The 25,615-nt window shown below is 44.6% G+C and carries 23 protein-coding genes and 2 pseudogenes; 6 read left to right on the top strand and 19 right to left on the bottom strand.

What is annotated here, in order from left to right; translation table 11 throughout:
* Positions 1-123 precede the first annotated feature (123 nt).
* Positions 124-420: a post-transcriptional regulator gene (locus AC6RGY_RS03635; protein ID WP_499859837.1), complete on the bottom strand. Its 297-nt coding sequence runs from the start codon at positions 418-420 to the stop codon at positions 124-126.
* A 402-nt stretch (positions 421-822) separates the two neighbouring features.
* Here AC6RGY_RS03635 and spoVB point away from each other — a divergent pair, with 402 nt between their 5' ends.
* Positions 823-2,412, top strand: a complete 1,590-nt coding sequence (gene spoVB / locus AC6RGY_RS03630; RefSeq protein ID WP_499859836.1) for a stage V sporulation protein B — start codon at positions 823-825, stop codon at positions 2,410-2,412.
* Here spoVB and AC6RGY_RS03625 read toward each other — a convergent pair.
* On the bottom strand, positions 2,388-3,086 hold the full coding sequence (locus tag AC6RGY_RS03625) for a DUF421 domain-containing protein (protein ID WP_499859835.1): 699 nt from the start codon (positions 3,084-3,086) through the stop codon (positions 2,388-2,390). The genes spoVB and AC6RGY_RS03625 overlap by 25 nt on opposite strands.
* 114 nt (positions 3,087-3,200) lie before the next feature.
* Here AC6RGY_RS03625 and AC6RGY_RS03620 point away from each other — a divergent pair, with 114 nt between their 5' ends.
* Both AC6RGY_RS03620 and AC6RGY_RS03615 read left to right on the top strand, forming a co-directional pair.
* Positions 3,201-3,566 carry a TIGR04086 family membrane protein gene (locus tag AC6RGY_RS03620; protein ID WP_499859834.1) on the top strand — a complete coding sequence of 122 codons (366 nt, stop codon included), beginning with the start codon at positions 3,201-3,203 and terminating at the stop codon, positions 3,564-3,566.
* A 123-nt stretch (positions 3,567-3,689) separates the two neighbouring features.
* A complete protein-coding gene (locus tag AC6RGY_RS03615) occupies positions 3,690-4,541 on the top strand; it encodes a phosphatase PAP2 family protein (RefSeq protein WP_499859833.1) in 852 nt (283 codons plus the stop codon).
* A 127-nt stretch (positions 4,542-4,668) separates the two neighbouring features.
* Here AC6RGY_RS03615 and yajC read toward each other — a convergent pair whose 3' ends face one another.
* The 10 genes and pseudogenes from yajC to AC6RGY_RS03565 all read right to left on the bottom strand — a co-directional run.
* Positions 4,669-4,950 carry a preprotein translocase subunit YajC gene (gene yajC / locus AC6RGY_RS03610; RefSeq protein ID WP_499859832.1) on the bottom strand — a complete coding sequence of 94 codons (282 nt, stop codon included), beginning with the start codon at positions 4,948-4,950 and terminating at the stop codon, positions 4,669-4,671.
* Positions 4,951-4,996: 46 nt separating this feature from the next.
* Positions 4,997-6,130 carry a tRNA guanosine(34) transglycosylase Tgt gene (tgt, locus tag AC6RGY_RS03605; RefSeq protein ID WP_499859831.1) on the bottom strand — a complete coding sequence of 378 codons (1,134 nt, stop codon included), beginning with the start codon at positions 6,128-6,130 and terminating at the stop codon, positions 4,997-4,999.
* Between the two features lie 350 nt (positions 6,131-6,480).
* Positions 6,481-7,341: a DUF7948 domain-containing protein gene (locus tag AC6RGY_RS03600; protein WP_499859830.1), complete on the bottom strand. Its 861-nt coding sequence runs from the start codon at positions 7,339-7,341 to the stop codon at positions 6,481-6,483.
* Positions 7,342-7,479: 138 nt separating this feature from the next.
* Positions 7,480-9,162, bottom strand: a complete 1,683-nt coding sequence (locus tag AC6RGY_RS03595; protein ID WP_499859829.1) for a phospho-sugar mutase — start codon at positions 9,160-9,162, stop codon at positions 7,480-7,482.
* 112 nt (positions 9,163-9,274) lie between these two features.
* On the bottom strand, positions 9,275-10,624 hold the full coding sequence (locus AC6RGY_RS03590) for a glucose-6-phosphate isomerase (RefSeq protein WP_499859828.1): 1,350 nt from the start codon (positions 10,622-10,624) through the stop codon (positions 9,275-9,277).
* A 519-nt stretch (positions 10,625-11,143) separates the two neighbouring features.
* Entirely contained in the window at positions 11,144-12,517 is a 1,374-nt protein-coding gene (locus AC6RGY_RS03585; protein ID WP_499859827.1) for an alkaline phosphatase, read from the bottom strand.
* Between the two features lie 218 nt (positions 12,518-12,735).
* Positions 12,736-13,032: a hypothetical protein gene (locus AC6RGY_RS03580; RefSeq protein WP_499859826.1), complete on the bottom strand. Its 297-nt coding sequence runs from the start codon at positions 13,030-13,032 to the stop codon at positions 12,736-12,738.
* 84 nt (positions 13,033-13,116) lie between these two features.
* Positions 13,117-13,956 (bottom strand): diaminopimelate epimerase, encoded by an 840-nt coding sequence (gene dapF, locus AC6RGY_RS03575; protein ID WP_499859825.1) that lies wholly within the window; start codon positions 13,954-13,956, stop codon positions 13,117-13,119.
* A gap of 91 nt (positions 13,957-14,047) precedes the next feature.
* Positions 14,048-16,792 carry a calcium-translocating P-type ATPase, SERCA-type gene (locus AC6RGY_RS03570; protein WP_499859824.1) on the bottom strand — a complete coding sequence of 915 codons (2,745 nt, stop codon included), beginning with the start codon at positions 16,790-16,792 and terminating at the stop codon, positions 14,048-14,050.
* Between the two features lie 341 nt (positions 16,793-17,133).
* Positions 17,134-17,809 (bottom strand): annotated as a pseudogene (locus tag AC6RGY_RS03565) (group II intron maturase-specific domain-containing protein); the annotation flags it as partial.
* Between the two features lie 176 nt (positions 17,810-17,985).
* Between AC6RGY_RS03565 and AC6RGY_RS03560 the strand changes: the two are divergent.
* Together AC6RGY_RS03560 and AC6RGY_RS03555 are read left to right on the top strand one after the other, a co-directional pair.
* Positions 17,986-18,573 carry a hypothetical protein gene (locus tag AC6RGY_RS03560; protein ID WP_499859823.1) on the top strand — a complete coding sequence of 196 codons (588 nt, stop codon included), beginning with the start codon at positions 17,986-17,988 and terminating at the stop codon, positions 18,571-18,573.
* Between the two features lie 361 nt (positions 18,574-18,934).
* Positions 18,935-19,774: a phosphodiester glycosidase family protein gene (locus tag AC6RGY_RS03555; RefSeq protein ID WP_499859822.1), complete on the top strand. Its 840-nt coding sequence runs from the start codon at positions 18,935-18,937 to the stop codon at positions 19,772-19,774.
* An 83-nt stretch (positions 19,775-19,857) separates the two neighbouring features.
* On the opposite strand, the pseudogene AC6RGY_RS03550 reads toward AC6RGY_RS03555, so the two are convergent.
* Positions 19,858-20,685 (bottom strand): annotated as a pseudogene (locus AC6RGY_RS03550) (group II intron maturase-specific domain-containing protein); the annotation flags it as partial.
* 576 nt (positions 20,686-21,261) lie between these two features.
* Entirely contained in the window at positions 21,262-21,969 is a 708-nt protein-coding gene (gene mtnN / locus AC6RGY_RS03545) for a 5'-methylthioadenosine/S-adenosylhomocysteine nucleosidase (RefSeq protein WP_499859821.1), read from the bottom strand.
* 313 nt (positions 21,970-22,282) lie between these two features.
* On the opposite strand from mtnN, the gene AC6RGY_RS03540 reads away from it, so the two are divergent.
* Positions 22,283-22,693, top strand: coding sequence for a hypothetical protein (locus tag AC6RGY_RS03540; protein WP_499859820.1), 411 nt, complete (start codon positions 22,283-22,285; stop codon positions 22,691-22,693).
* A 115-nt stretch (positions 22,694-22,808) separates the two neighbouring features.
* Here the strand turns inward: AC6RGY_RS03540 and moaA are convergent, their stop codons facing one another.
* From moaA to AC6RGY_RS03515, 5 genes are read right to left on the bottom strand one after another with little or no spacing between them, the layout of a single operon-like run.
* Positions 22,809-23,801 carry a GTP 3',8-cyclase MoaA gene (moaA, locus tag AC6RGY_RS03535; RefSeq protein ID WP_499859819.1) on the bottom strand — a complete coding sequence of 331 codons (993 nt, stop codon included), beginning with the start codon at positions 23,799-23,801 and terminating at the stop codon, positions 22,809-22,811.
* A 34-nt stretch (positions 23,802-23,835) separates the two neighbouring features.
* Complete coding sequence (locus AC6RGY_RS03530; protein WP_499859818.1) at positions 23,836-24,087, bottom strand: MoaD/ThiS family protein; 252 nt, start codon at positions 24,085-24,087, stop codon at positions 23,836-23,838.
* On the bottom strand, positions 24,080-24,520 hold the full coding sequence (locus tag AC6RGY_RS03525; protein ID WP_499859817.1) for a molybdenum cofactor biosynthesis protein MoaE: 441 nt from the start codon (positions 24,518-24,520) through the stop codon (positions 24,080-24,082). Before AC6RGY_RS03525 ends, AC6RGY_RS03530 begins: the two co-directional genes overlap by 8 nt.
* Entirely contained in the window at positions 24,511-25,044 is a 534-nt protein-coding gene (moaC, locus tag AC6RGY_RS03520; protein ID WP_499859816.1) for a cyclic pyranopterin monophosphate synthase MoaC, read from the bottom strand. The genes AC6RGY_RS03525 and moaC overlap by 10 nt, the downstream gene beginning before the upstream one ends.
* 48 nt (positions 25,045-25,092) lie before the next feature.
* Complete coding sequence (locus AC6RGY_RS03515; protein ID WP_499859815.1) at positions 25,093-25,602, bottom strand: MogA/MoaB family molybdenum cofactor biosynthesis protein; 510 nt, start codon at positions 25,600-25,602, stop codon at positions 25,093-25,095.
* Between the last annotated feature and the right edge of the window lie 13 nt (positions 25,603-25,615).

Genomic DNA, 25,615 nt, shown 5'->3' with positions numbered 1-25,615 from the left:
CAACTGCTAGACTCCATGTCAATTTTCAAAAAGAAGAGGAATCGTGTTCATCTCCCCATGAAAAAAGCCACCGGCTTCACTTACACCGAAGGCTTCCACCTACGAAAATAGGATGGCTGTTTCTCATTCATTGGGCTGTTTATAAACACTCAGCATCAACCAGTTCATGAAGCGTGCTGGCTTAAGGGACATGATATCGTTCACCAAACGATTCAACCGTGGCCATCCACGTCGATAATCTTCTGATATACAGGCCCATACCTGTTCCCAGGTCACCTCTTCATATCCATAAAGACGAAATTCTTCCGCCTTGCTGCTACACAAATCTTCAATACACTTCATCAACTCTTCTTCGCTTAATAGCTCAACGGACGGGGACTGTATTCTTTCTCGCACAGGACGAAGCGCTTTTCTAACCATCTTGCTCCCTCCTCTCTCCATCTACCTTCATTTCCTTCTAAGATTTACCCCTTCCACCTATGAAAGATGTGGGCTTACTGAAAGCGTGTGAGGCCTAGGTGAAGTTCGCCTCTTCATTTCATCCGATAAATGATCCTTCACTCATTCAATATACCGTAAGCAGCTTGGATCTCATCGAGAGGGACGAGATCCAAGCTATATCAGTATGATTCTACCATCATTAGGATGAAGGTGCAAATGGAAATCCCTCCTCCATCTCCATATATCTCTTCCCCTACCTCTTCCTCATCAAGGGGTGATTTTCCTGCTACTTCTCCTCTTTTTCGTGATGCTTGTCATCATTAGACAGGTTGATGTCATAAGCTTGTATCACGGAGTAAATAACGAAGAGAGGGTCCCTCCTTGACCAAACAATCATTTCTACGCGGTACGTTTATATTAGTGGGTGCAGGCTTTATCACCAAGGTACTTGGCTTTGTTTATCGCATTGCGCTCTCCCGTTTAATTGGCGACGAAGGAGTGGGCCTCTTTCAAATGGCCTTTCCCATCCTTATCTTCATCATTGGCTTAGCCACAGCCGGACTTCCCGTCGCCATCTCAAAATTGGTCTCCGAAGCAGAAGCAACAAAAAACGAAGACCGCATTCGTTCCATCATTCTCGTTTCCATCGTTATCGTCACAGGTACTAGCGTCGTGTTCACTTCTCTTACTCTCCTATTCGCACCTGTCATCGCAAAAACTTTGTTGACAGATGAACGAGCACTCTATTCTTTGATGGGAATCGCACCGATCATTCCGATTGTGGCTGTCTCCTCTATCTTCCGTGGCTACTTTCAAGGAAGACAAAACATGAGCCCTTATGCGCTCTCGCAAATCGTGGAGCAGACGATTCGTATCTTTACCGTCATTCTTTTTGCTACCTTGCTTCTTCCGTATGGTGTCGAATATGCGGCCGCTGGTGCCATGGTGGGTATGGTCATAGGAGAAGGAGCAGGATTATGGGTTTTGCTCCGTTCTTATCGAAAAGATCCAAAACGTCCTCCCTTACGCCTATTTAATCAAGGAAAGGTCCCTCTTTCCGCTCGTTTCTCCTCCTTGAATAGCACCTTTCGTCGCTTGATGAGGATTGCTCTTCCCGTGACAGCGAGTAGAATGGTGGGTTCTCTCGCTTATGCCATAGAGCCGATTGTGGTTGCACAAAGTCTGGCGATAGCAGGTTTTGCAACAGCAGCTTCTACCGCCTTTTATGGTCAATTAGAAGGAATGGCCATTCCATTGGTCTTCTTTCCCGCTTTTATTACTTACGCGTTGTCCGTCTCGCTCGTTCCTGCCGTCTCGGAAGCGGCAGCCCATCAACATCACCGTCTCATCGAACACCGCTTAAATCAGGCCATCCGTCTCTCTCTTATCATCGGGGGACCCTGTGCGGTTATTTTGTTTGTCTTAGCAGAACCACTAACCATCCTGTTGTATCATCATGCTGAAGTGGCACGCCTTTTAAAAATCATGGCACCCTTCGCCATCTTCCTCTACTTGCAAGGACCCTTTTCCGCGGTCCTTCAAGGAATGGATCGCGCTAACGAAGCGATGCGCAACTCCATCTTTGGTGCAATCATCAAAACCATACTTATCTTCGTGCTCGCTTCAAGGCCCCAGTTTGGGATTGATGGGGTTGCCCTTGCGATTAATAGTGGACTGATAATCGTCACTGTCCTTCACTTTCTCACGATCTTACGTTACATCTCGCTTTCCATCGAGGGAGGGAATTTATGCAAACTAGCCCTTGCACTGGGTATCATGGGCTTTACCGCTCATTGGTTCTTTTCTCATAGCGACGGCTCCTTGCTCTTACAAGTGATGGTTTCGATTGGAACAAGTGGTGCGGTCTACTTTATCCTCTTGATTCTGCTCTCGCTCCTCCAAAAAAGTGATGTTCTGCGCCTGCCTTACGTCGGTCGTTATCTAGCTTATCTCTTCCCTGGACGATCTTGATAGGTGTCAATATACAGCCTTCCATTGGAACGTGCACTAACAAAAAACGTCTCACCCAATGAGGAGTAGCCATACCTTTTTAGCTCTTGGTAGAGCCACTTCTCATCCTTATGTATTTTCTGTAATCCATCTTCCTGAATCTCTCCATCGATCACCAACGGAATAGCGAGTGGATAATGATCTTGCTCTTCGGGGAAAAAGTCCTCTCGACGAATTAAGTCCTTCCCCTTAACGGGGAAAACACTTAGTTTACCTGATGTTTCGAGAATCGCATATTCGACATCTGCCACGTCATCCAAATTGCGCTCGCGCAGTTGAGTCATCAGATCGTCCATATTGTAGCGATTCTTCTTCATCTCTTTCTCCATCACCCGCCCATTTTGTATGAGGACAGCCGGACTGCCATCAATCAGATGACGCGCGGTTGCACTCTTCATAGAGAGATACGCCACCAGTATCTGTGCAGCGAAAAACGTAGTAATGGGAATCAAGCCATTCCACAGAGATACCTTTGGGTCCTCGATCACAATGACAGATAGGTCTGCGATCATGATCGAAACCACCAAGTCAAATACGGACAATTTCCCAATCTCCCGCTTTCCCATCAAACGCATGATAATCAGTACCAAAAAGTAAATAAAGAGCGACCGCAAAAAAATGATTCCCAATTCCATCGCTTCACCTCCTTACTTATTTTTCATCACCCGCTCTTCTTTTACACATAAACAAGCCATTTCCCTCATACCTTTGTACAAACCTACATCCTATTTAACAGAGGAGGTGAGTAGATGCGAATAGGATCACCTTATCTATATGGAATCGGTATGGTATGGGGAATCATCCTTGTTGGATCGTTGCTCGTCTCATCACTGCTACGCTTTACGAGCCTCACAGAGGATATTCTCCCTTATTTCACCTATGGGATTAATGGTGTTTCCTTACTAGTAGGTGGGTGGGTCGCAGGTAGAAGGACCCTGCAACGAGGCTGGGCCGTAGGCGGAGGAATTGGACTCTTATATGGAATTATCGTCCTTATGATCGGTTTCCTCGCCTTTAACGCCAACATGATCGTTCACCCTCTCTTCTTTTTGCTTGCTGTTACCTCACTTAGCTCGTTAGGTGGCATCCTTGGGGTCAATTCAAAAAATGTTTAATCACCACTTTTTGTGGGATCGGTATGATATAATAAGTCAAAAGCCGCTTCGGCGACGGCCAGAAGCGGTATTTGTGATTAAGCAACTTTTTGATTTTGTGATGAACCTCAAGGAGTGTCTTTCATGTTTCCGTTTCAATCTTCTCTGACCATCTGGGCCGCTTCGCTTCTTACTTTCTATCTCTTGCTTTGGGTCTGTCTGCGGCGAAGTCCATTCGGTGTGGTCAGTCGTTTCACACAATCCCTCTTCCGTGATCGGATCTTATTCTTCCATATCGGTGGGGTACTGTTGATTCTCTTCATTAATAAAGTTGAGCTTATGATAGAAAAATATTTAGAAAAAGGGACAGATTTCACTCCCTTTATCTTCATGTTCGAAGGAAGCCTTACCCCTTTTGCACAACATACCTTTATGGATACCGGGCTAACCTTTTTTACAACTTACTTTTACGTGATCGTTTTTTCTGTGCTCCTCTTTTCTGCACTGTTTGTTTACTATGAAGAAGGAGAATATCCTCTACTATATACATTACTTTATGCGATCTCGCTCAATTATCTAATTGCCATTCCCTTTTACTTATTCGTACCGGTAAATGAAACGTGGGTACTTCATCATGACGTCCGTTTTCTCATTCCTGACGTCTACCCACTATTTGAAGAGCAGTATCGAGCCTTCTCAGGACTAGACAACTCCTTCCCTAGCTTACACACTTCCCTTTCCATTACGATGGCTTTCATCAGTCTTCGCTCGCGCAATCGACTTTTTAAAGCCTTCACCATCTTTTCTGCTGCCGTCGTCTTGTTCTCTATCATTTACCTCGGTATTCACTGGTTTAGTGATCTTGTGGCCGGTATTGTCTTAGCAAGTATCAGCGTCGGTCTTGGGACGTGGCTCAGCCGTTTCCCCTTAGGAAAACGCAAGCTACAAAATGTAGTCAATCCGGAAACGACTTCATCTACACAACATGCTTCTTGAAACTCCTACAGCCGAGGCTAAAGGGGATTCTTGGGGAAGCGAAAGTGCTTCTGCAGAAAAAGATTTCATGAACAAACCCCTCAGGACCGTACGGTCCTGAGGGGTTTTGCTCTTCCTATTAAAATACTTACTTCTCTTCCTCGTCTTCACTTGTCACAGCATTGATTGCACTGCGCTCAAATACCAGTCTGCTGTTTTCGCCTACTTTAAGAGTGGCTCGTTCATCCGTCAGGTCCATGATGGTTCCATGAAGCCCTCCAATGGTGATGATCTTGTCCCCTTTTTTCAACGCAGACAACATTTCATTCCTTTTTTTCTGTTGTTTCCGCTGTGGACGAATCAAGAAAAAGTAAAAAATCACGACTACCCCAATAATAGGTAACCAACCTACAATTCCACCAGGTTCCATAAGATTCATTCTCCTTCCTATTTATCTATATTTTAAGCAGGTTCGCTTAAAATGCACGGTTAGGTTGTTCTCCATAGTACGTTGCGAAAAATTCCTCGCGAAAATCAGCTAGACGATCGTCACGAATCGCTTGACGCACTTGCTCCATCAACTTCACAAGGAAGTGTAAGTTGTGGTAGGTAGTTAAACGGAGGCCGAACGTTTCATCTGCCTTGATAAGGTGACGAAGATAAGCACGTGTGTAATTTTGACATGTGTAACAGCCGCAATTCGGATCTAATGGTGTGAAATCCCGCGCATACTTCGCATTTCGTACAACCACTCTACCCTGGCTCGTCATGGTTGTCCCATTGCGGGCAATGCGCGTAGGCAGTACACAATCAAACATATCAATCCCACGAAGGACCCCTTCTATTAACGCATCTGGCGAACCCACACCCATCAGATACCGTGGCTTATCGCTTGGTAAGAGTGGGGTGGTATAGGAGAGAACTTCATACATCTCTACTTTCGACTCTCCCACGCTTAATCCTCCAATGGCATAGCCAGGTAAATCCATCGAGGTAATCTCAGCGGCACTTTGCCGGCGCAAATCCTCGTACATCCCACCTTGAACAATGCCAAATAGCGCTTGCTCTTGTGGGCGCTCGTGTGCGTTAAGACAGCGCTCCAACCAACGAGTCGTTCGTTCTAGAGACTGCTTCACATAAGCATGTTCAGCTGGATGAGGTGGGCATTCGTCAAAGGCCATAATAATATCCGCACCTAAGGCATTTTGAATCTCCATCGCCTTTTCAGGACTGATAAACAACTTTTCACCGCTAAGGTGTGAGCGAAAAGCGACACCTTCTTCCGTAATCTTACGCAAGTCGCTCAGGCTAAAGACCTGAAACCCTCCACTATCGGTCAAAATCGCACCGTCCCAATTCATAAAAGCATGCAGTCCACCTGCTTCACGAACAATCTCATGTCCCGGTCGCAGATACAGATGGTAAGTATTACTTAGGATCAAACCCGCTCCCAACTGCCGAATCTCTTCCGGACTCATGGTTTTCACCGTGGCCTGCGTACCAACTGGCATAAATACAGGAGTTTCAATCGTTCCGTGTGGAGTATGTAAGCGGCCCAGACGAGCCCCTGTCTGTCGACATTCTTTAATCAATTCATAACGAACAGCCACATTGTTCTCCTCCTACTGGTACCATTATAGCGCAACAAGGGTGATAGATAAACCTTCTCACCCCATCGATTGTACCACAGAAGGTTTTTGTAGAGCTCAGGGCGCAATCCTTCCTTGATGGTAAAAAAACCTAACCCTCTTCGATTCCTCTCATCGTTCATATTCCCTTGTAAATCTTGTACTATGGATTGTATAGCCATGAGAAATGGGTTCTATCCACCGATGAGACCCGTTACGAAAAGAATGAATGTTACGTCCCCATTCTTCATCCATGGGTATTCCCTCTGTTATCCATCACAAAAAGAGCCTCTCCCAGTAAAGGAGAAGCCTTTTCATCTTTAGCGGGTTAACTATAGAAGATTGTTATACATCAACGCCGGATCAATAATAAGCGGAGCAGACTCATCTACCTCTTCTTCCAGAACAAAGCCAATGGTTTTATCCTCGTGGATGACAAAGCGTGTCGCCAACTCTTTTTGCTCCTCGCCCACGGTTTGGTAACTAATCGGCCTCTCTTCAAGAATGGTTCCGTAAGGTGTCTGTATCTCCAGTTTCCCTTCATCGTTTAGCACCACGTCATCCGCCCCATTATAAGAGAAGCGGATACTGTCTACCGATGCCTCCGGTTGCAAAGTAAAGTCGTATTTTAATTGCCCTTTTCTTCCGTAGAATTTAGCATCCACTCCAGGCCACAAGCCCTCATAGACGAGCTCCTTATACATCGGAAGTCCACGAATCCAGTTCTCTTTCTTTCTACCGCGGAAATAGTTCACCGTTCCACCCGCTTCTTTCTTGCCTTGTGGCTCCACATCTTTGGCATCGTGAAAGCGGATAATCAGATTGATGCCCTCCGTCTTCGAATACTCCGCTTTCTTTTTGTTAAATCCTTTTCTCCTCAGTTGTTCAGCTACTTGAATCTCTTTCTCCTGCCCCTTCTCTTCCCCAGCATCTTCTGCCTTCGCTTTCTCTTTCACTCGTTTATAAAACGTCAAAATAACTTTTTCTTTCTTAAAAGCAAAGCGAAAACCGCTTCCTGTGGCATAAAGGGAGTATTCCGACTTCATCTGACCTCTATTGGGCACAAAAGTAAGTGGAATGTTCCCGTATTTTTGCATCACTTCATGCTTAATCTGAGCTTCGTTTTTGGGTTGTTCTTCTCCCGAAGCCTGGGGTTGTTGCTCTTCATGGGGTTGCTCTTTATCAGATGCCATTTGGCTTCCTCCTTCAATCGTTCAAAATGAGAGTACTTGCTTCCCATTCATCTATATGCAACAGAACAGCTGTCCCATACCCCATGCTTTTAGGAAAGAAATTTTGATACGAAAAGGCTAAAGAACAACATCCATTCTCTACTGCTGAACCAACTCTTCTACATACCGCTTCAGACCCTCTAGCTTCTGCTCGGCTTCATCGTCGCTCTTCCCCACAACGCCTAAATAGAATTTTACCTTTGGCTCTGTCCCAGAAGGGCGAACAGCAATCCAGCTTTCATCCGCTAAAAAGTACTTTAAAACATTGGCCGGAGGAAGACCATCTATTCCATTGCGGTAATCCTTCAAACACTCCACTCGCGTATCTCCCACCTGACGAATAGGATGACTACGCAACTGTTCCAACAAGAGGGTCATTCTCTCTTCTCCACTTTTTCCACTAAATGAAAAAGAGCGAATCTCCTCTTTATAATATCCGTACGTTTGGTACAAGTCTTCTAAACCGTCAAAGAGGTTTTTGCCTTGCCATTTATAGAATGCTGCCATCTCTGCACATAGAACAGCCGCTTGTACCGCATCCTTATCTCGGACAAAGTCTCCGATGAGGCACCCGTAACTTTCTTCGTAGCCAAAGAGAAAGGAATAGGCACCGCTCTGTTCACATTCTCCTATCTTCTCTCCTATATATTTAAACCCCGTTAGGGTGTCCTCCATCTTCACAGAAAAGTGTGCGGTAATTTTGCGGCCCAATTCGGAGGTGACAATGGTCTTATAGGCGATCCCTTTCTCAGGGAGGCTCCCTTGTTCTTGTCGCTGACTCAACAAATAATGAAGGAGCAGAGCCCCTATCTGGTTGCCATTGAGAAGTTGGTAGGTTCCCTCCTTCTTCGCAGCGATTCCCAAGCGATCAGCATCTGGATCGGTAGCGATCACTAGATCAGCTGACACCGCTTCCGCTTGTTTGATAGCAAGCTGAAAAGCCTCTGGCTCTTCTGGATTGGGTATCTCTACGGTTGAGAATGACCCATCGGGCTCCCTTTGTTCTTCTACCACTTGTACCTGAGAGAACCCAAGAGAGGCCAGTGCCTGTGGAATCGCTTTGGCACCCGTTCCATGTAAGGGGGTATAAACGACATGAAGCTCTTCCTCCATTGCTTGCACAATATCTGAACGTAACGACAATGCCTTCACTTGCGCCAGGTAAGCTTCATCCATCCTTTCATCCAAAAGATGAATTCGTCCACAGCGTAAGCCCTCTTCCCATGTCATGGTGGGCAAATGTAATTCATCTTCGATATTATTCATTTCCTGTAAGATTCCTTGAGAGGAGTGTGGAGGCAACTGACCACCATCTTTTCCATACATTTTGAGCCCATTATATTGTGATGGGTTATGACTTGCTGTAATCATCATTCCACCACTTGCTTCCAGTTCACGTACGGCAAAGGAGAGCATAGGAGTGGGTCTAAGGGAAGGATATAGATAGGCATTCACCCCATAATAGGCCAATGTGCCTGCCGTTTCCTGAGCAAATTCAAAAGAACAATAGCGCGAGTCGTAAGCGATAGCAACACGAATGGTCTTCTCTTCCACTGTTTGAACTAAATAACGCGCCATTCCTGTCACTGCTCTGCGTACCGTATAGCGATTCATCCGATTGGTCCCTGCTCCAATCAATCCACGCATGCCTGCCGTCCCAAAAGGTAAATAGCGATAAAAACGGTCTTCTATCTCTTGCGGGTCAAAAAGAGCAACCAGTTCTTTCATCATCTCTTGGTCTAAGTGGATCGCTTGTTTCCAACGTTGATAATGTTTCTCCATGATTTATCCTCCATCTATCTCCCGTCATCTTCTAGCGTCTTGGATTCGTCTAATCAAACGAAAAAGCCTATTCTTATACTAGCACGATCGATAAAATCTCTTTTCTACTAAATCATAATCGTTCAAGTAGCTGCTCTTTCTCCCACTCATGCCCTGGCTTCTCTAACAAAGCAAACATATTTTTCTTATACGCTTCTACCCCTGGTTGGTCAAATGGATTGACACCCAGCACGTAACCACTGATCGCACACGCTTTTTCAAAAAAGTAAACCAGTTGACCAAAGACATGTGCACTGATTTCCGGGATAGATACGATCAAGTTAGGAACTCCACCATCTGTATGGGCCAACAACGTTCCCTCAAACGCTTTTTCGTTTACCTCATCAAGTGAACGCCCTGCAAGGTAATTCAATCCATCTAAATCATTTCTTTCATGAGCAATTAGTAAGCGGCTTGTCGGCTTCTCCACATGTAATACCGTCTCAAACAGATTGCGCAGTCCATCTTGAATATATTGCCCTACGGAGTGCAGATCCGTTGTAAAATTGACCGAGGCAGGAAAAATGCCTTTCTGATATTTGCCCTCACTCTCTCCAAACAGTTGCTTCCACCACTCGGCAAACATTTGAAAAGAGGGATCATAATTGACCAGCAATTCTACTGTTTTTCCTTTCTGATAAAGCACATGCCGTATTGCGGCGTACTGGTAACACTCATTCTCCGCAATCCGAGGGCTAAGGTAGGCTTCATGAGCGGCCTTTGCCCCTGCCATCACCTGCCGAATCGGAATTCCACTAACAGCCATCGGTAACAGACCAACCGCCGTCAAAACCGAATAACGACCGCCCACATCATGAGGAATGACAAAGGATTCATACCCTTCCTCCTCTGCTAACGTGCGTAAGGCCCCTTTTGTGCGATCCGTCGTGACAAAGATTCGTTCTCGCGCTCCCTCTCGGCCATACTTCTTTTCCATCCATTCGCGAAATAAGCGAAAAGCAAGTGCTGGCTCCGTGGTGGTACCTGATTTTGAAATGACATTCACACTAACTTCTTTATCTTTTAAAATCTCCAATAACCCATTCCAGTAAGAAGCACTTAAGTGGTGACCCACGAAGTAAATTTCAGGTGCTCCTCGTTTGGACCGTGGCAATTGATTATAAAAATGAGGATGCAGAAAATCAATCGCGGCATGAGCCCCTGCATACGAACCACCGATGCCGATCACGACAAACGCATCGGATTGTGCACCAATCTTTTGCGCCGCTCGTTCGATTGCTTTAAGCTCTTCCTCATCACCTTGACAAGGAAGATCTAACCATCCCAACGATTCACTTCCGGCCCCGGTTTTGTGATGCAACTGCTGATGAGCTTGTTCAACAAACGGGGTTAACTGCTCCACTTCTTGCTCTCGAATAAATGAAGCCGCGTATTGATATTGAAATGATATCGAGGTAGACATCGGTATTCCCTCCTTTAATCCGTTCCTGTAACGATCACTCTTAAAGGCATTTATTGACTGTTCCTTCGTTCCTGAGCTCATTAAATACCTATTCACTATGACATCTTTATATTTTTGCAAACAGCAATCCCCTCGCTTTAACTATAGGGATGCCAACAAGCATCAACCCGATTGCTATTCATCTTACACGCCTCTTGTGTCATGCATGAGTCAATCCTTCGAAACCTAGTTTATATTTAGATAGAAAACCCACTTGATCTACCTCCACAAGCCCCGGATGAAAACAGAGGCCATGGGAGCATCACGTTCTCTGGCAGACGTGATTGATGGGTGGTGTAAGGCCTATAATTTGCAGATAATTCTTTCTATATAGGTTATACTACTGAAGGAAAGCCTTCTCCTTCCTTTTTCAACTGTAACTGATTAAGACAATCACTCTCGTCAGGGTCAGGGGAAACGAGGAAAGAGCCAAACCACATTGTTTGACTCAATGGGTTTGGCTCTATGTTTGTTCTCTACTTAGCGACGACCTTTGTGCATGGTTTCCTTAATCTGATGAGCGATCATGGTGTTATCGATGGTTCCCGTAAGCATCTTGGAACCTGGTCCATAGCTGTACACGGGTACGTTCACACCTGTATGTCCTGTCGTAGTCCAGCCAATCAAGGAGCGATCACTAATCACTTGGGCAATTCCTAAGTAATCATATTCTGCAGTACGAATCGTTTCCAATTCTTCTGCCGTCAAATTGTTGATTCCTGCGTATTGCTCAACCACTTCCGCAGCATTGCTCCGGTCGTCATTTAATTGATCTCCCATAAATTCAGTGGTGCGCTCTACTTTTTCAATCACTTCGGTATTGTAACCATACGTACCATTGGCACCAAGAGACATGCCACCCGTTTCGTGGTCAGCGGTTACAATCACCAAGGTGTCCTTATGCTTGCGAGCAAATTTGTACGCTTCTTTGACTGCTTCATCAAAAGCGAGCATATCCGTTACGTTAGCTGCTGGCATATTGGCATGACCCGCATGGTCAATGCGTCCCCCTTCTACCATCAGGAAGAAACCATCACGATCCTTTTTCAGAACATCCAAAGACTTCTTCGTCATCTCAGCGATGCTAGGTTCCTCGGTGTCCGCTCGATCCAACTCATAATTTAAATGACTATCATTAAAAAGTCCCAATAACTTCTTCGCCTTGCTATCTTTTAATGACGCTCGATCTTCTACAATCTGGTAACCCTTCTCCTCTGCTTCAGCCAATAGGTTGACGCCATCTTCTCGCTTGCCACCTTCCGCTTCAGTGACAAAGTGGCGTTTCCCACCGCCCAGTAGTACTTCAATGTCGTGATCCAACATTTGCTGTGCGATATCATTCTCCTGTCCACGACTTTCTACATGAGAAGCAAAGGCTGCAGGAGTCGCATGTGTCAAGCGGGTCGTTGTCACCAGTCCTGTCGCTTTCCCTTTTGACTCTGCCATTTCTAAGACCGATTGCACGTCGAAGTGCTTTTCATCTTCGGTATGCTCTAGCTCTTCGGGAGCTTGTCCCACAACTCCGTTGTCGGTTTTATGCCCAGCAGCGAAAGCGGTCGCAGCAGCAGCGGAATCCGTCACTCGATTATCATGAGCATAGGTGGTTGCAAACCCTACGTTCTGAAAACGATCCAATGTCAGCCCACCAGCAGCATAACCTTCACCCTGAAGATAAGCAGCCGCCGATATTTGTGTTGGTCCCATACCATCTCCAACAAGCAAGATGACATTTTTCGCTTTTTTGGGTGGTTTATGATCCATACCCGCATCTGCATTTAACCCCGCAAATAGCGTAGTTACTCCAAGTGCTCCTACCAATGCTATTCCTGCAATTTTTTTCAGTTGTTGAGTCACAACCCATCCCCCTTGAGTCTAGTTATCTCATCATTCCCGTCTACTAGAATACAAGGAAAAGATAAAGTTTTGATGAAGTTAGAATAAAAGGTGTATTAAATATTTAATAAGAGGGGGCGAAATGCTGTCTCTCTACCATTAAAAATCAGCGAACTTCCTTTCGAGAAATCAAAAAAGCCTGACCCCTCGTTCCTATACGATAAGATCAGGTTCATTTTCTATTTTTTTATCTGTTGCTCCGTACCCTTCGCTTCTTTTTCTTTAATCCCTTTGTATATAAAATAGCTTCCTAGTCCTACAGCAGATAGGGCCATGATTACGCCAATAGTCAAGAAGGTATTTGAATAGCCTGGAACATCGGAGGCAACAACATTCTCCACTAATTGAATCCCTAAAATCTGTATAGCAATGCCTCCACTACCAATCCCCGTGTCTAATAGGTCTTCTAATTGCAGAAATTTATGGATCGATACAATCGCGATAAAGGTTAGTAACCCCGGCCAAAACCAACGCATAGATAAGCCTCCTCGATGTATTCTGGTAGATTGTTGTTTCTTCTATCATAGTGCATTTCCCCAGTAACCGTCAAAAGTCTTTAATCATGCTTCTAGTAGCCACTCACCATCATATACCATCGTGGCTGGCCCTTCCATGTAAACACGTCCATCCTCTTCATTCCACTCTACCAAGAGGTCGCCCCCTTTGAGGTGAACGGTCACAAGCCGTGCGGACTTTTCATTTAGAACACCAGCAACGACAGCCGCACAAGCACCTGAACCACATGCATAAGTTTGTCCAACACCACGTTCCCATACGCGCAAATCCATCTCATCTTGGTCATGAACCGTGACAAATTCGATGTTGCTCTTGTTTGGAAAAAATGGGTGTTTCTCTAAGTTGGGGCCCACTTCTTCCACTGGATAATGGATCGCATCTTCAACAAAAAGGATCGCGTGGGGATTGCCCATGGATACTGCGGTGATGGAATAAACTTCATCCTCCCAAGAAAGTGAATGACCCACCACGATCTCTTCTTCACTTTGTGTAGGAATTTGCGATCCCTGCAGAATGGGCTCACCCATATCGACACGGACAGCATTCACACATTCATCTTCTACATGTAACCACACCCGCTGTAGTCCAGTATTCGTCTCCACTAACAACTCCCTCTTCTGCAGTGGGGTTCGTTCATATACGTATTTAGCGATACAACGAATGGCGTTGCCACATTGCTCGGGTTCTGTTCCATCCGCATTAATGATCCTCATGCGCACATCGCCTTGCTGAGAAGGCAGGATGAAGACGACTCCATCTGCCCCCACCCCATAATGGCGATCACATAGCTTGCGTGCGTGTTCACGATCTTGTTCATTCAATGGAGTATTCCGTTCCATCACGATAAAGTCATTTCCCAACCCGTGCATCTTCGTAAATTTCATCGCACTTTCTCCTTTTCCACTACCATCTTTCCCAATCTTGCCTTCTTTTCACCCTCTGATCCTGCCTACGAAATCAGTCACTTGACACAACTTATGTTTGTTTCACATTCGGAACACGCTTCCCTAACCCCTTGATCGTATCCAAAAGTCCCGCCATAAGAGTCGGCGTAGCCGCTGCGACGAGCACCAGTATCCACTCACGTACTCCCAGGGCTACCGTATGGAATATCGGTTGAAGGGACGGAACATACATCACGACTAAGAGCAGAGAGGCAGAAGATGCCACTGCCAACAAGAGCCACCGATTGTCCCAGGGAACACGCTGAAAAACAGAGATTTGACTACGACAGTCAAAAACATAAATCAGCTGTGCAAACACCAATGTAGCGAAGGCAATGGTCTGCGCCCGCACCAAGTCATGTGGCATCTCATGATAACTCACCACAAATGCAATCAAGGTGCACGAGCCTATCAGAAGGCCCCTCGTGAGAATTTTCCATCCTACTCCTCGAGCAAATATATTTTCACGGCTATTGCGCGGTGGACGCTTCATCGCATCCTCTTCTGCCGGATCTACACCCAATGCCATAGCAGGTAAACCATCCGTTACCAAGTTGACCCACAAAATCTGAATCGGCACCAGAGGCAACGGCATTCCTGCCAACATGGCTAGAAACATCACCAGAATTTCGCCAACATTGCTCGCTAATAAGTAGCTGATAAACTTTCTTATATTATCGTAGATATTGCGTCCTTCTTCAATAGCGGACACAATGGTAGAGAAATTATCGTCGGCCAACACGAGTGCCGACGCCTCCTTGGATACATCTGTTCCTGTTATCCCCATCGCAATGCCAATATCAGCGGCTTTGATCGCTGGAGCATCGTTCACCCCGTCTCCAGTCATAGCAACAACATGACCTTGTCGTTGCAATGCTTTCACAATGCGTAATTTGTGTTCCGGTGAGACCCGCGCATAAACACGAATATGATTCACTTTCTCGTCCAATTCGGCATCGCTCATACGAGCCAACTCCTGTCCGCTAACGGCTAAGTCACGCGAACCGGCGATACCGATCTTCCTTGCAATCGCCTTGGCCGTAATCTGATGATCCCCCGTGATCATCACCGTCTGAATGCCTGCTTGTCGACAAAGCTGGATGGAATCCTTCACTTCTTCGCGCGGGGGATCGATCATCGCCGCTAATCCCATAAAGACCAAGTTGCGTTCCATCGCTTGTTCATTCTTACTTATACTACCCGCCACTTCACGATAAGCAAAAGCGAGGTTCCGTAGCCCTTTTCCCGCTAATTTCTCCATCGTTTCGGCAATCTCACGACGAAGTGGCTCTGTCAGTGTCGTCACCCGCCCTTGGTAGACGAGGTGGGAACAGCGCATCAAAATGACTTCCGGTGCTCCCTTACTTAATAGTTGCTGCTTTCCATCTTTGCGCTCGACGAGCACAGACATCATCTTCCGTCCTGAGTCAAAAGGGTACTCACGCACTCGTCGCCATGTTCGGCCCGTCTCTTCAGCAAAGCAATCCCCTTTGCCTCCCAAAGCGAGCAACGCTCCTTCTGTCGGATCTCCATCAATACGCCAATGAGCCTGCCTGCGACGTAGCATACCCGTTCGCTCTGTCTCTTCAATAAGATGAGCGTTGTTACAAAGGACGCCAATCTGCAGTAACCGCTCAAGGGCATGATGATCCGCTGGAGTCACTTTGCGCGTGCCACTGTGAAAACCGCCCTTCGGCTCGTAGCCCTTACCATCTACAGAAAAGAGGCGACCATCCGCCCACACGTGAGTGACCATCATTTTGTTGGTCGTCAGTGTCCCCGTCTTATCGGAACAGATGATCGATGCACAACCGAGGGTTTCTACTGAAGGCAGTTTGCGCACAATCGCCCGGCGACGAATCATGCGCTGCACGCCCAATGCAAGTGCAATCGTCACAATCGCTGGAAGCCCTTCAGGAATCGCTGCTACAGCTAAGCTCACTCCGGCGAGAAACATTTTATAAGCTTCCTGTCCATGCCAAATCCCTGTAAACACCACCACTGCGGTTAAGAGAAGAGAGACAGCAATCAAGATTTTTCCCAATTGCTCCAATCGCCGCTTCAGTGGAGTTTCTACTTCTTCCGTCGATTCAATAAGATGGGCGATGCGCCCCATCTCCGTTCCCATACCCGTCGCTACCACGACGCCTTGTCCACTTCCTCTCACCACCATCGTACCCATAAAACCCATATTGGTTTGATCGCCTAGTGGTACCTCTCCATGTGGAAGACGGTCCGCTGTTTTCTCTACAGGGAGGGACTCTCCTGTCAGAGCAGCTTCTTCTATTGAAAGGTTGTCCGCTCGCAACAGGCGAATATCTGCGGGTACACGATCTCCACTCTCCAAGAGAAGAATATCTCCTGGGACCACCTCTTGGGCAGAAATACGTGCTACACTGCCTCCACGGATCACCTTGGCTGTGGGAGCAGCCAACTGCTTTAAAGCATCCAGTGATTTTTCAGCACGATATTCCTGTACAAACCCCAAAATGGCATTCAAAAAAACGATCGCGATAATGGCAATCGCATCGGTATATTCGCCTAACAAACCTGAGATCAAGGTGGCTACCAGCAGAACCAGCACCATAAAGTCACGAAATTGCGCAACGAATAAGGTGAAAGGAGAGACTTTCTCCCCTTGTGCCAACTGATTGAAGCCGACCTGTCTTAATCGTTTCTGCGCTTCTTCTGGCGCCAATCCTTCCCGTGCTTGCACGCCAAAATGCTCCAACACCTTGTTTGCCTGCCAATCGATCCAGCGACTTTGCTTTGCCACACTTTCTCCCCCTTCTCCTCTTTTCCACTCATGCTTCACTCTATTCAGACAAGCTCTTATTCATGACTCATTGAACAGGGAGCTTTCGGTTCAGAGATTGGACACTTTCGCGATGTTTCCCGTCGATCCAAGAAAAAGCAAGCAGATCCCCTAACCATTCATTGATGAAAGCTCACTCTAAGCGAAAACCTGAAACTCCCCCGCTATCTACTTTCATCCGAGACGTGCGGAACAGACTATGAGTGTTTTCTAAAGTAGCTAATTTGTTGAAATCGAGTAAGAGGGGGTGACTAACCCCCGACCTCTCACACCACCGTACGTACCGTTCGGTATACAGCGGTTCATTTAAGTCTGACGACATATCGATCTCCCAAACTCTTGAGACCTTGGTTTCTCCAAAAAGAGTTACCCAAGGTTCGGTGGAGAATGGGACTACAAGCTATACGCCAGTACTTCTTACGGGCGTTTCCCGTTTCATAGGCTTTTCCCTTAGGTACTCCTAGGGCGATGAGCCTTTTTGTTTTGGTCTTTGGCTTCTTCCATTGTTTCCATAGACACAGGCGGTGCCTTCTTCTCACCCATTCATCCAATCGATTGAATGGGTGGGCCTGTCCGTTAGGGCGAAGTAGTTACACCAGCCCACGAGGAAGGCATTCAGTTGCTCCACACTCTCCTCTCGGGGTCGGTTTCGAGCACGAGGTGATCCCCCGTATCCTTTTCTTTGCCCGTTGGATGCTCTCTTTCGCTAAGCGAATCTTTGGCTGGCGATGGTGGGTAAAGCTGAACCCCAGAAAGGTTCGTCTCCACGGTCGATCTACCGCACTCTTCTCTTCGTTTACCCGTAGTTTAAATTTCTCTTCGATAAATTTCGTAATGGATTCTTTGACTCGGATTCCCGCTTTTCCTACTCTTCACATAGAGGTTACCGTCGTCCGCATAGCGCACGAACGGATGTCCTCTCGCTTCCAGCTCCTTGTCTAGTATGTCCAGCATGATGTTGGACAAGAGCGGGCTCAACCCCCTTGAGGGACCCTTTGTTCACTCCTGACTTTGCCGCGTAAATATGATTGTTAAATCTTATTTAATAGATATTGTCTATTTTTTGCTGTGTTGCTATAATAAAAAAGTTGACTTAAGCGAAATATACCCCCTTTTGCATTATTATTAATTTCTTATTTACAAGGAGGATTCTTATGTATACTAAGTTTACAAAAATTATGTTAGCATTCGTTCTTTGTTTTTCATTCTTAGCTTTTGCACATAATAGTGCAGAAGCAGCCTTTTCCTACAAAGAAGGTGATGTGTTAATTACTGACGACACAAGTTTTAAAGGTGCTACAGGGCATTCAGGAATAATAGGACGTTCAGCAGATGGCCTACTTTATGTAGTACATATTTCAGGGCCTGGAAAGCCAATTACAAAAATATCGATCTCAGATTGGAATAAGAGATACAATAATACAGCAGTTTTTAGACATTCCAACTCAGTTGCAGCAAAAGCAGCTGGACAAAAAGCCATTGATTTCGTTCGATACTACGGTTCAGAAAGTAATTACCAAGCACCTTATTCAATATTTAGTGAATCCGCTTTAGATAGAACAAATAAAAATGCTATGTACTGTAGTAAGTTGGTATTTGCAAGTTTTTATTATGGATACGGATATAATATTGGTTTTGATCCAGATGTTAAATTACCAATCATGCCATACAATTTAGTTGATGTAAAAGACTTTACATTTGTGTATGGGGATGAAGGAATCAGAAGGATAGTGGGTAAGTAATAGATCATTATTACTAATAGGGAGGGCTAGAAAGATAGACCTCTCTGCTTTTTCCCCGTCTATATGGTTCATTTGCATCGATCAGCAATGCTGAAAAACAACACCTAAAACACCATTAATATCAAAAGTTTTCGCTAATTCCACCTTTTCGAGTAGATGGGCAAAAATTATGCTTCTGAAGCTCCTGCATAGATCTATTCATGGGTGTGTTTAGGTACTTCTATTCAAAAGATCTTATAAGTTGTATAGGATCAGTCTGTCCAATTTTATCGGTAAATACTGTTAGGTAATTTTCTCATCTGGCGATAATTAAAATAAGTATCGCAATCAATAATATTCGCTTATATCTGGAGGTTATAGGATGTTTAACACACTAAAAAAAGTCACACGTATTGGACTGGCAATTACAACAGTGTTTGCAGTATCAATAGTTGAAGGAAATGTAGATTCCGTACAAGCAGCACAAACCGTGTATGACGGACCAACTTATGATTACATCGTTACAAATGATTTTCATGTTATTAAGACACATGCAAGTAATATCAAAGCCGTAAAAATTAATAAAGCACTTCCTTATACAGATTACTACGGTATAAACGGCGGGCTCTTTAATTTTGCTACAGCATCTACACAAGCTTCTGCATCAAACATTTTCTGGGAAAAAAGTATGGATGGAGTACCAAATACACTAAATGATGAAAACACAGGTGGAAATTATCGTGGAACCCTTGTAACTTATAAGGACCCAGTAAAAGGTACAGTAGCAGTGGTTAAGAATTATACAAACATGACTGCCGTTAAAAAGGACTTAGGTGCCAACTTAGATTATCGAAATATGCTTGGTGGAGGAAATTTACACCTCCGACAAACCCAAGACTATTTTACAAATGCATTCTATGCAGAAAAATGGGACACGGCAAACCATCAACCAGGTGCTACGGGAGCAAATAGAACTGGTATTGGTGTGAAATATGAAAATGGTCAATCCTACCTTTATCTATTTGCATCTAAAGATCATACTTCACTATATAATCTCAGAAATACTATGAAAGCTTTGGGATGTACAGAGGGAATCTGGCTAGATGGAGGCAAATCCACTCAAATGCGAGTTTATGATGGTTCTAAAATTGTTACAAAAGCAGACTATTATAATGGTCAGCTTCGTGCTATTCATCATGCTGTAACGCTTATTAATAAATAATAATATAATCGAGTAGGAGGGGGTGACTAACCCCCGACCTCTCACACCATCGTACGTACCGTTCGGTATACGGCGCGGTTCATTTAAGTCTGACGAATTCGGACATATCGATCTCCCAAACTCTTGAGGCCTTGGTTTCTCCAAAGGAGGGACTACAAGCTATACGCCAATATTTCTTACGGGTGTTTCCCCATTCATAGGCTTTTCCCTTAGGTACTCCTAGGGCGATGAGCCTTTTTGTTTTGGTCTTTGGCTCCTTCCATTGTTTCCAAAGACACAGGCGGAGCCTTCTTCTCACCCATTCATCCAATCGGCTAAATGGGGTGGGCGTGTCCGCTAGGGCGAAGTAGTTACACCAGCCAACAAGGAAGGCATTCAGTTGCTTGATCCTCTCCTCCATCGGGGTCGGTTTCGAACGCGAGGTGATCCCCCCGTATCCTTTCCTTTGCCCGTTGGATGCTCTCTTTCGCTACGCGAATCATTGGCTGGCGATGGTGGGTAAAGCTGAACCCTAGAAAGGTTCGTCTCCACGGTCGGTCTACCGCGCTCTTCCCTTCGTTTACTCGTAGTTTAAATTTCTCTTCGATGAATTTCGTGGATGGATTCTTTGACCCGGATTCCCGCTTTTCTACTCTTCACGTAGAGGTTACCGTCGTCCGCATAGCGGACGAACGGATGTCCTCTCGCTTCCAGAGTACGTCCAGCATGATGTTGGACAAGAGTGGGCTCAACGGACCCCCTTGAGGGACCCTTTGTTCACTCCTGACTTTGCATCCATTTGCCATCACACCCGCGTTCACGTACTGACGAATCAGCTTGAGTAGGAATTTGTCTTTCACCCTCTTCGCCAGGAGTCCCATGAGTTTGTCCTGGTTCACTCGGTCGAAGAAAGCATCCAAGTCCATGTCGAGGTAACAACTCCTTCTATAACATTAGACGATTTGAAGAAGGTTTAGCGGGAATGGAAGTCCCACAATTCTTAAACATCGAGCTTTCCTCCGCATCCTACACCACGGGATCCTCATGGTCCTCGTCTTCCCCACCTACGCTAAGAAGTGGGGGATTCACCATAGGCACTTCTTTCAGTCGCTTGGGACTCCTATCTAGTGACATGATCTATTCCAATCTTAAACCGTCGTCCCGATGGCAGAATATGTGTGTTTGTATTTCTGTCAAGTAATCAGATATATCCATACAGTTTCACCTTTACAAATCTATGTTCTAACCTAGCGACCCATACTGTAAAAAATCAATAGAGACGGATTTTCTTATTCGTCCGCTGATACTGTTGTCCAAGTATCTTCATCACTATTGCAAGTAAAAGCGCATTTATTTGAGGGTAGGCCGGTCTTATATTCAGTTCGCTCACCAAATAAAGGTGAGCGATTATACTAGAACTGCAAAGCACCACAAACAAAATAGCTAAAATTAGATTATGCCTCTCATCTCTCTATCTCCTCAACCTAGATATATCACTCATTTATCTATTAAAGCCCGTACTTCTTCATTGTAGACAATAATTCCAAGATAATGATCTGAGAACGATTTGTCGCTCTACGAACGACCTCTATGGGAGCAGGCTCATTTTGCTCTGCTGTATCCGTTACCCCACGTACTGAAAGATAGGGAATGGAAGAAAGGAGAGTGGTAAGCCCTATACTTGCGGAAGAAGTCTCTACTACTTGACCGCCAAATGTGAGCCGTAGTCTCTCCTTAAATCTCCTAAGAGTAACAAATTGGTCACCAGTTAAAACTTTCCCGGTAACCGTACGAATGAGCGGGATTCTCTGTGCACCCTTCACTGCGAGCTGTACTAGTTGCCTATTCGTATTATAAACAGATACTCTAAGTGAGGGATATTGACTTAAAGGAACACCAATTTCAGTATAGTTTACATCATGATACTGTGAACCTGTGGCAATGACAACATCCCCCGATTTTAAATTTGGATTAAGAGCACCTGCTGTTCCTGAAGATAGGATAATATTCGACCGAAATGTTTTAATTAAGCTCTGTATGCCAAGAGCAGCATTCACTTTACCAACACCGGAACTACAGGCAATGACCTCGAAGCCGCGTAATGTCCCTGCAACGCACTCAACTTGAGAAGATAAACGAACCTCTCTAACCACTTTCATCTCTTCAACGATAAGATTTAAGTCCCCCAATCCCGCCGCTTGTATTCCAATTCTCATCATATATTCACCCTTTAAATATAGTAATTACATAATAATATATGTAAGGAAATAAAATTAGTGTAATCATTTCAACTATTAACGGATGTACTGTATGAGTTGGGTGCTGGTTTTGTAAGACTAAATATGTACGATCGCTTGATCAAACCCTCTTTTCCTATTGTTCTTGTACCACTTCCAACAAAAAAGGTAATCTTCGATCCCTTCTCTTTTATATCCCTATTCTATTGACGCCGGTCCAAACAAAAATTCATGTAATTGAATAGAATAGCTAGAGAAACAAATAACTTTAGTACGAAGTGAGTTGATTCTATTGAACTTTATATTAACTGAATCCATCACATTAAATACAGATCGCTTCATACCTGGTTTCGGAGCAAGTCGATTAAACTTGCTTACATTCCAAATACTAGAAAGCGGTGCGCCAGCTAGTGACACCGGCTTCACCGTTTCTGTAGATTCTATTCAATCTGTATTTAATCGCACGATCGGTATACGATGGTTTAATCGAACCCTCATTCAAAGGGGCGTCGTGCCAAATGTTGCTCTACCCCTCCCTCCATTTCGTGTTAATTTCGCCCCCAGTGTAGAAAACATTTCGCGCAATGTATTTATCGCTTTTTCGCCTGTCATTTCACAGCTTTTCGGCTCAAGATTGCTCTCTGTTACTGCTCGAGACCAATCGTTTGCAGCAACTTTTCCTGTTAATGGAGTAATAAGATAGCTCCTAGCTATCAAGTGAATAGGTTTTACAACTAAATAAATCCAATATTATTAAGACCTTTTATCCCTCTACCAACGGTTTCAAAATCTGTCATCGTTGGAGAGGAATATTCATTTTATCCCCCAATATAGTTCATTTCTATTTTTTTTATATTCGATTGAGATAATCTCGTCCTTTCCTCAGAATAGCGATCCTTACGATGACTCCATAAATCTTGTATTTCAGCTGATATATCTTCGTCACCTGCTCCTCCTCTTAGTAATGGAGCTAAATCTAATCCATCATTGGCAAACAAGCAGGTGTACAGTTTCCCATCGGAAGAAATTCGGGCTCGGGTACATGAACCACAGAACGTATCTGAGATAGAAGATATGATGCCAAATTCTTCAGTACTTCCCACATATCGAAAGCGTTTTGCTACATCTTCAGAATGACCTTCTACTACTTCGAAAGGCATATCGGCTTCCCGGATGGAACGCAAAATCTCCGATTTAGGCACCACTTTATCTAGATTCCATTTGTTTTGATTTCCAACATCCATAAACTCGATAAAGCGTACCGTATGGCCTGTTCCTTTAAAATAGCGAGCCATGGGGACGATTTCTTCATCATTCACTTCTTTCATGACGACCATATTCACTTTTACTTTCAAACCTACTTTTGCCGCAGCTTCAATTCCTCTAAGAACGTCTTGTAATTCAAAGTGTTTGGAATTTAATTTCTTAAATACCTCTTCTTTTAGTGTATCCAAACTTACATTCACACGCATAAGTCCCGCTTCTTTCAAGACCTCAGCATACTTACTTAGTAAAACACCGTTAGTCGTTAGCGCGATATCTTCTATCCCCTCTATATCACGAAGTTGCCGAATAAAATCAGCCAATCCCGTACGCAACAAAGGTTCTCCACCTGTTAAACGCACCTTTTTCACGCCGAGTTGGGAAAATAAATTTACTAAACGAAGGAGTTCATCAAAAGAAAGCAATTTGTCAAAAGGTAAGAAATCCAAACAAGAATCTTCTGGCATACAGTAGAGACAACGGAAGTTACACCGATCTATAACGGATATACGTAGATCCTTCAAGAGGCGTTGGAACCTATCTCGCATGCTAACACATCTCCTCATCTCTACAAACTTCTTATCAACCTCCACTAACGGGAGGGAGGATGGCAATTTCTTCACTCCCGGTAAGAGCAGTTTTGTCATCAACACATGACTGATCTACAGCAATCAAGCTTGAACGTACAATGGGTTCGCTCGAAGGGTATTCTTCCATTAATTTTTCCTTTAGCTCTTGCAATGTACAAGGGGTTTTCATCTGAACCTCTACCCGACTCCCTATTTCTTGACGCAATGCACCAAAACAGAAGATAGAAATCATTCTACTATCCATCGACTTCTCTTCCTTTCCCCATCCCTACCCAATAGGCTGTACTTTCTGTTATTTCTTTCTTCCAAATAGGAGCTCGCATCTTCAGCTGTTCAATTGCGTACTGACATCCCTGAAAAGAAGCCTCTCGATGAGCTGATGACACTGCTATAGCAACGGCAATATCACTAATTTCCAGCTTCCCTATTCGATGCACAATCGCTGCTTTTTTACAAGAATATCGGCTAATCACTTCATTGCCTATTTGCATAAAGATTTTTTCTGCCATCTCTGTATACGCTTCATACTCTAGACGGACGGTACGTTGACCATCTGTCATTTCTCTAACGACACCAGTAAATGAACAGATCGCACCTGCATTTCGATCTTCCACCCATGGATAAAGAGTATCCACTTGAATGGGATCTGTTGTAATAGAAAAGTTACTCAGTTCCATTGCCCTGTCCCCTCATCCCGCGGGAATATTTGCTCATTCGTTTCAGCCTTAAAATCCCCACTCTTTCCACCTTTTTTTTCAAGCAAATAGGTTGGCCCTATGATCATCTCTTTGTCCATTGCTTTGCACATATCATATATAGTCAAAGCAGCTACACTTACAGCCGTCAAAGCCTCCATTTCGACTCCAGTAACACCCTGAGTCTTTACGATGGAACGAATCCCTAACGTATTTGACTCCATATAGGAAAAGTGAATATCAACGCTGCTTATAAAAAGAGGGTGACACATAGGGATTAGATCAGATGTTCTTTTTGCAGCTAAAACTCCTGCAGTCTGTGCAACGGATAGTACATCTCCTTTAGAAACATCTCCCTCTCTGATTTTCGAAAGTGTCACTTCTTTCATCTGAATGCGACTTAACGCGACCGCGATACGTAAAGACGATGCCTTGTTCGATACATCCACCATTCTTGATCGATGCTGTTCATTAAAATGCGTAAAAGCCAGATCCGATTCGTTCATCCTATCCCTCCTGATCCTGATTTTACTGATTTTGAATGAGTTCCTTATTTATTGACGATTCAAATCCCAAACAATATGTCGTAACTCAGGTAATATCAATTTATTCATAGCTAAATTTATAGCATTTCGTGATCCCGGCATAGAAAAAACTGCTTTTCTTCCAATGGTCCCAGCGAGTGCTCGACTCATCATGGCCCCACTACCTATCTCCTCATAGCTAAGGATTCGAAACAATTCTCCAAAGCCAACGAGCTCTTTATCCAATATTTCAGACACCGCTTCGTACGTAATATCATATCTTGCTATACCTGTCCCTCCTTTGGTTAATACAACATCAACAACTGGATTCTCGCAACCAGCCTGTATCGCTTCCTGAACCAAGCGGATATTTCCTTTTACAATCTCATAGTCAGCGATAGTGAATTTTTTCTTTTCTAACAACTCCATCAGCAGTCTTCCGTTCTCGTCGGTTTCTATTGTACGTGTATCAGAAACCACAATCACCTTACACCCTACCCCTTGTGTAGATGCGGACTTTTTATGTTCGTCCATACTCATTTCCCCATACCCT

The organism is Mechercharimyces mesophilus (assembly GCF_059818345.1).
This window is presented reverse-complemented; position numbering and strand designations above follow the sequence as displayed.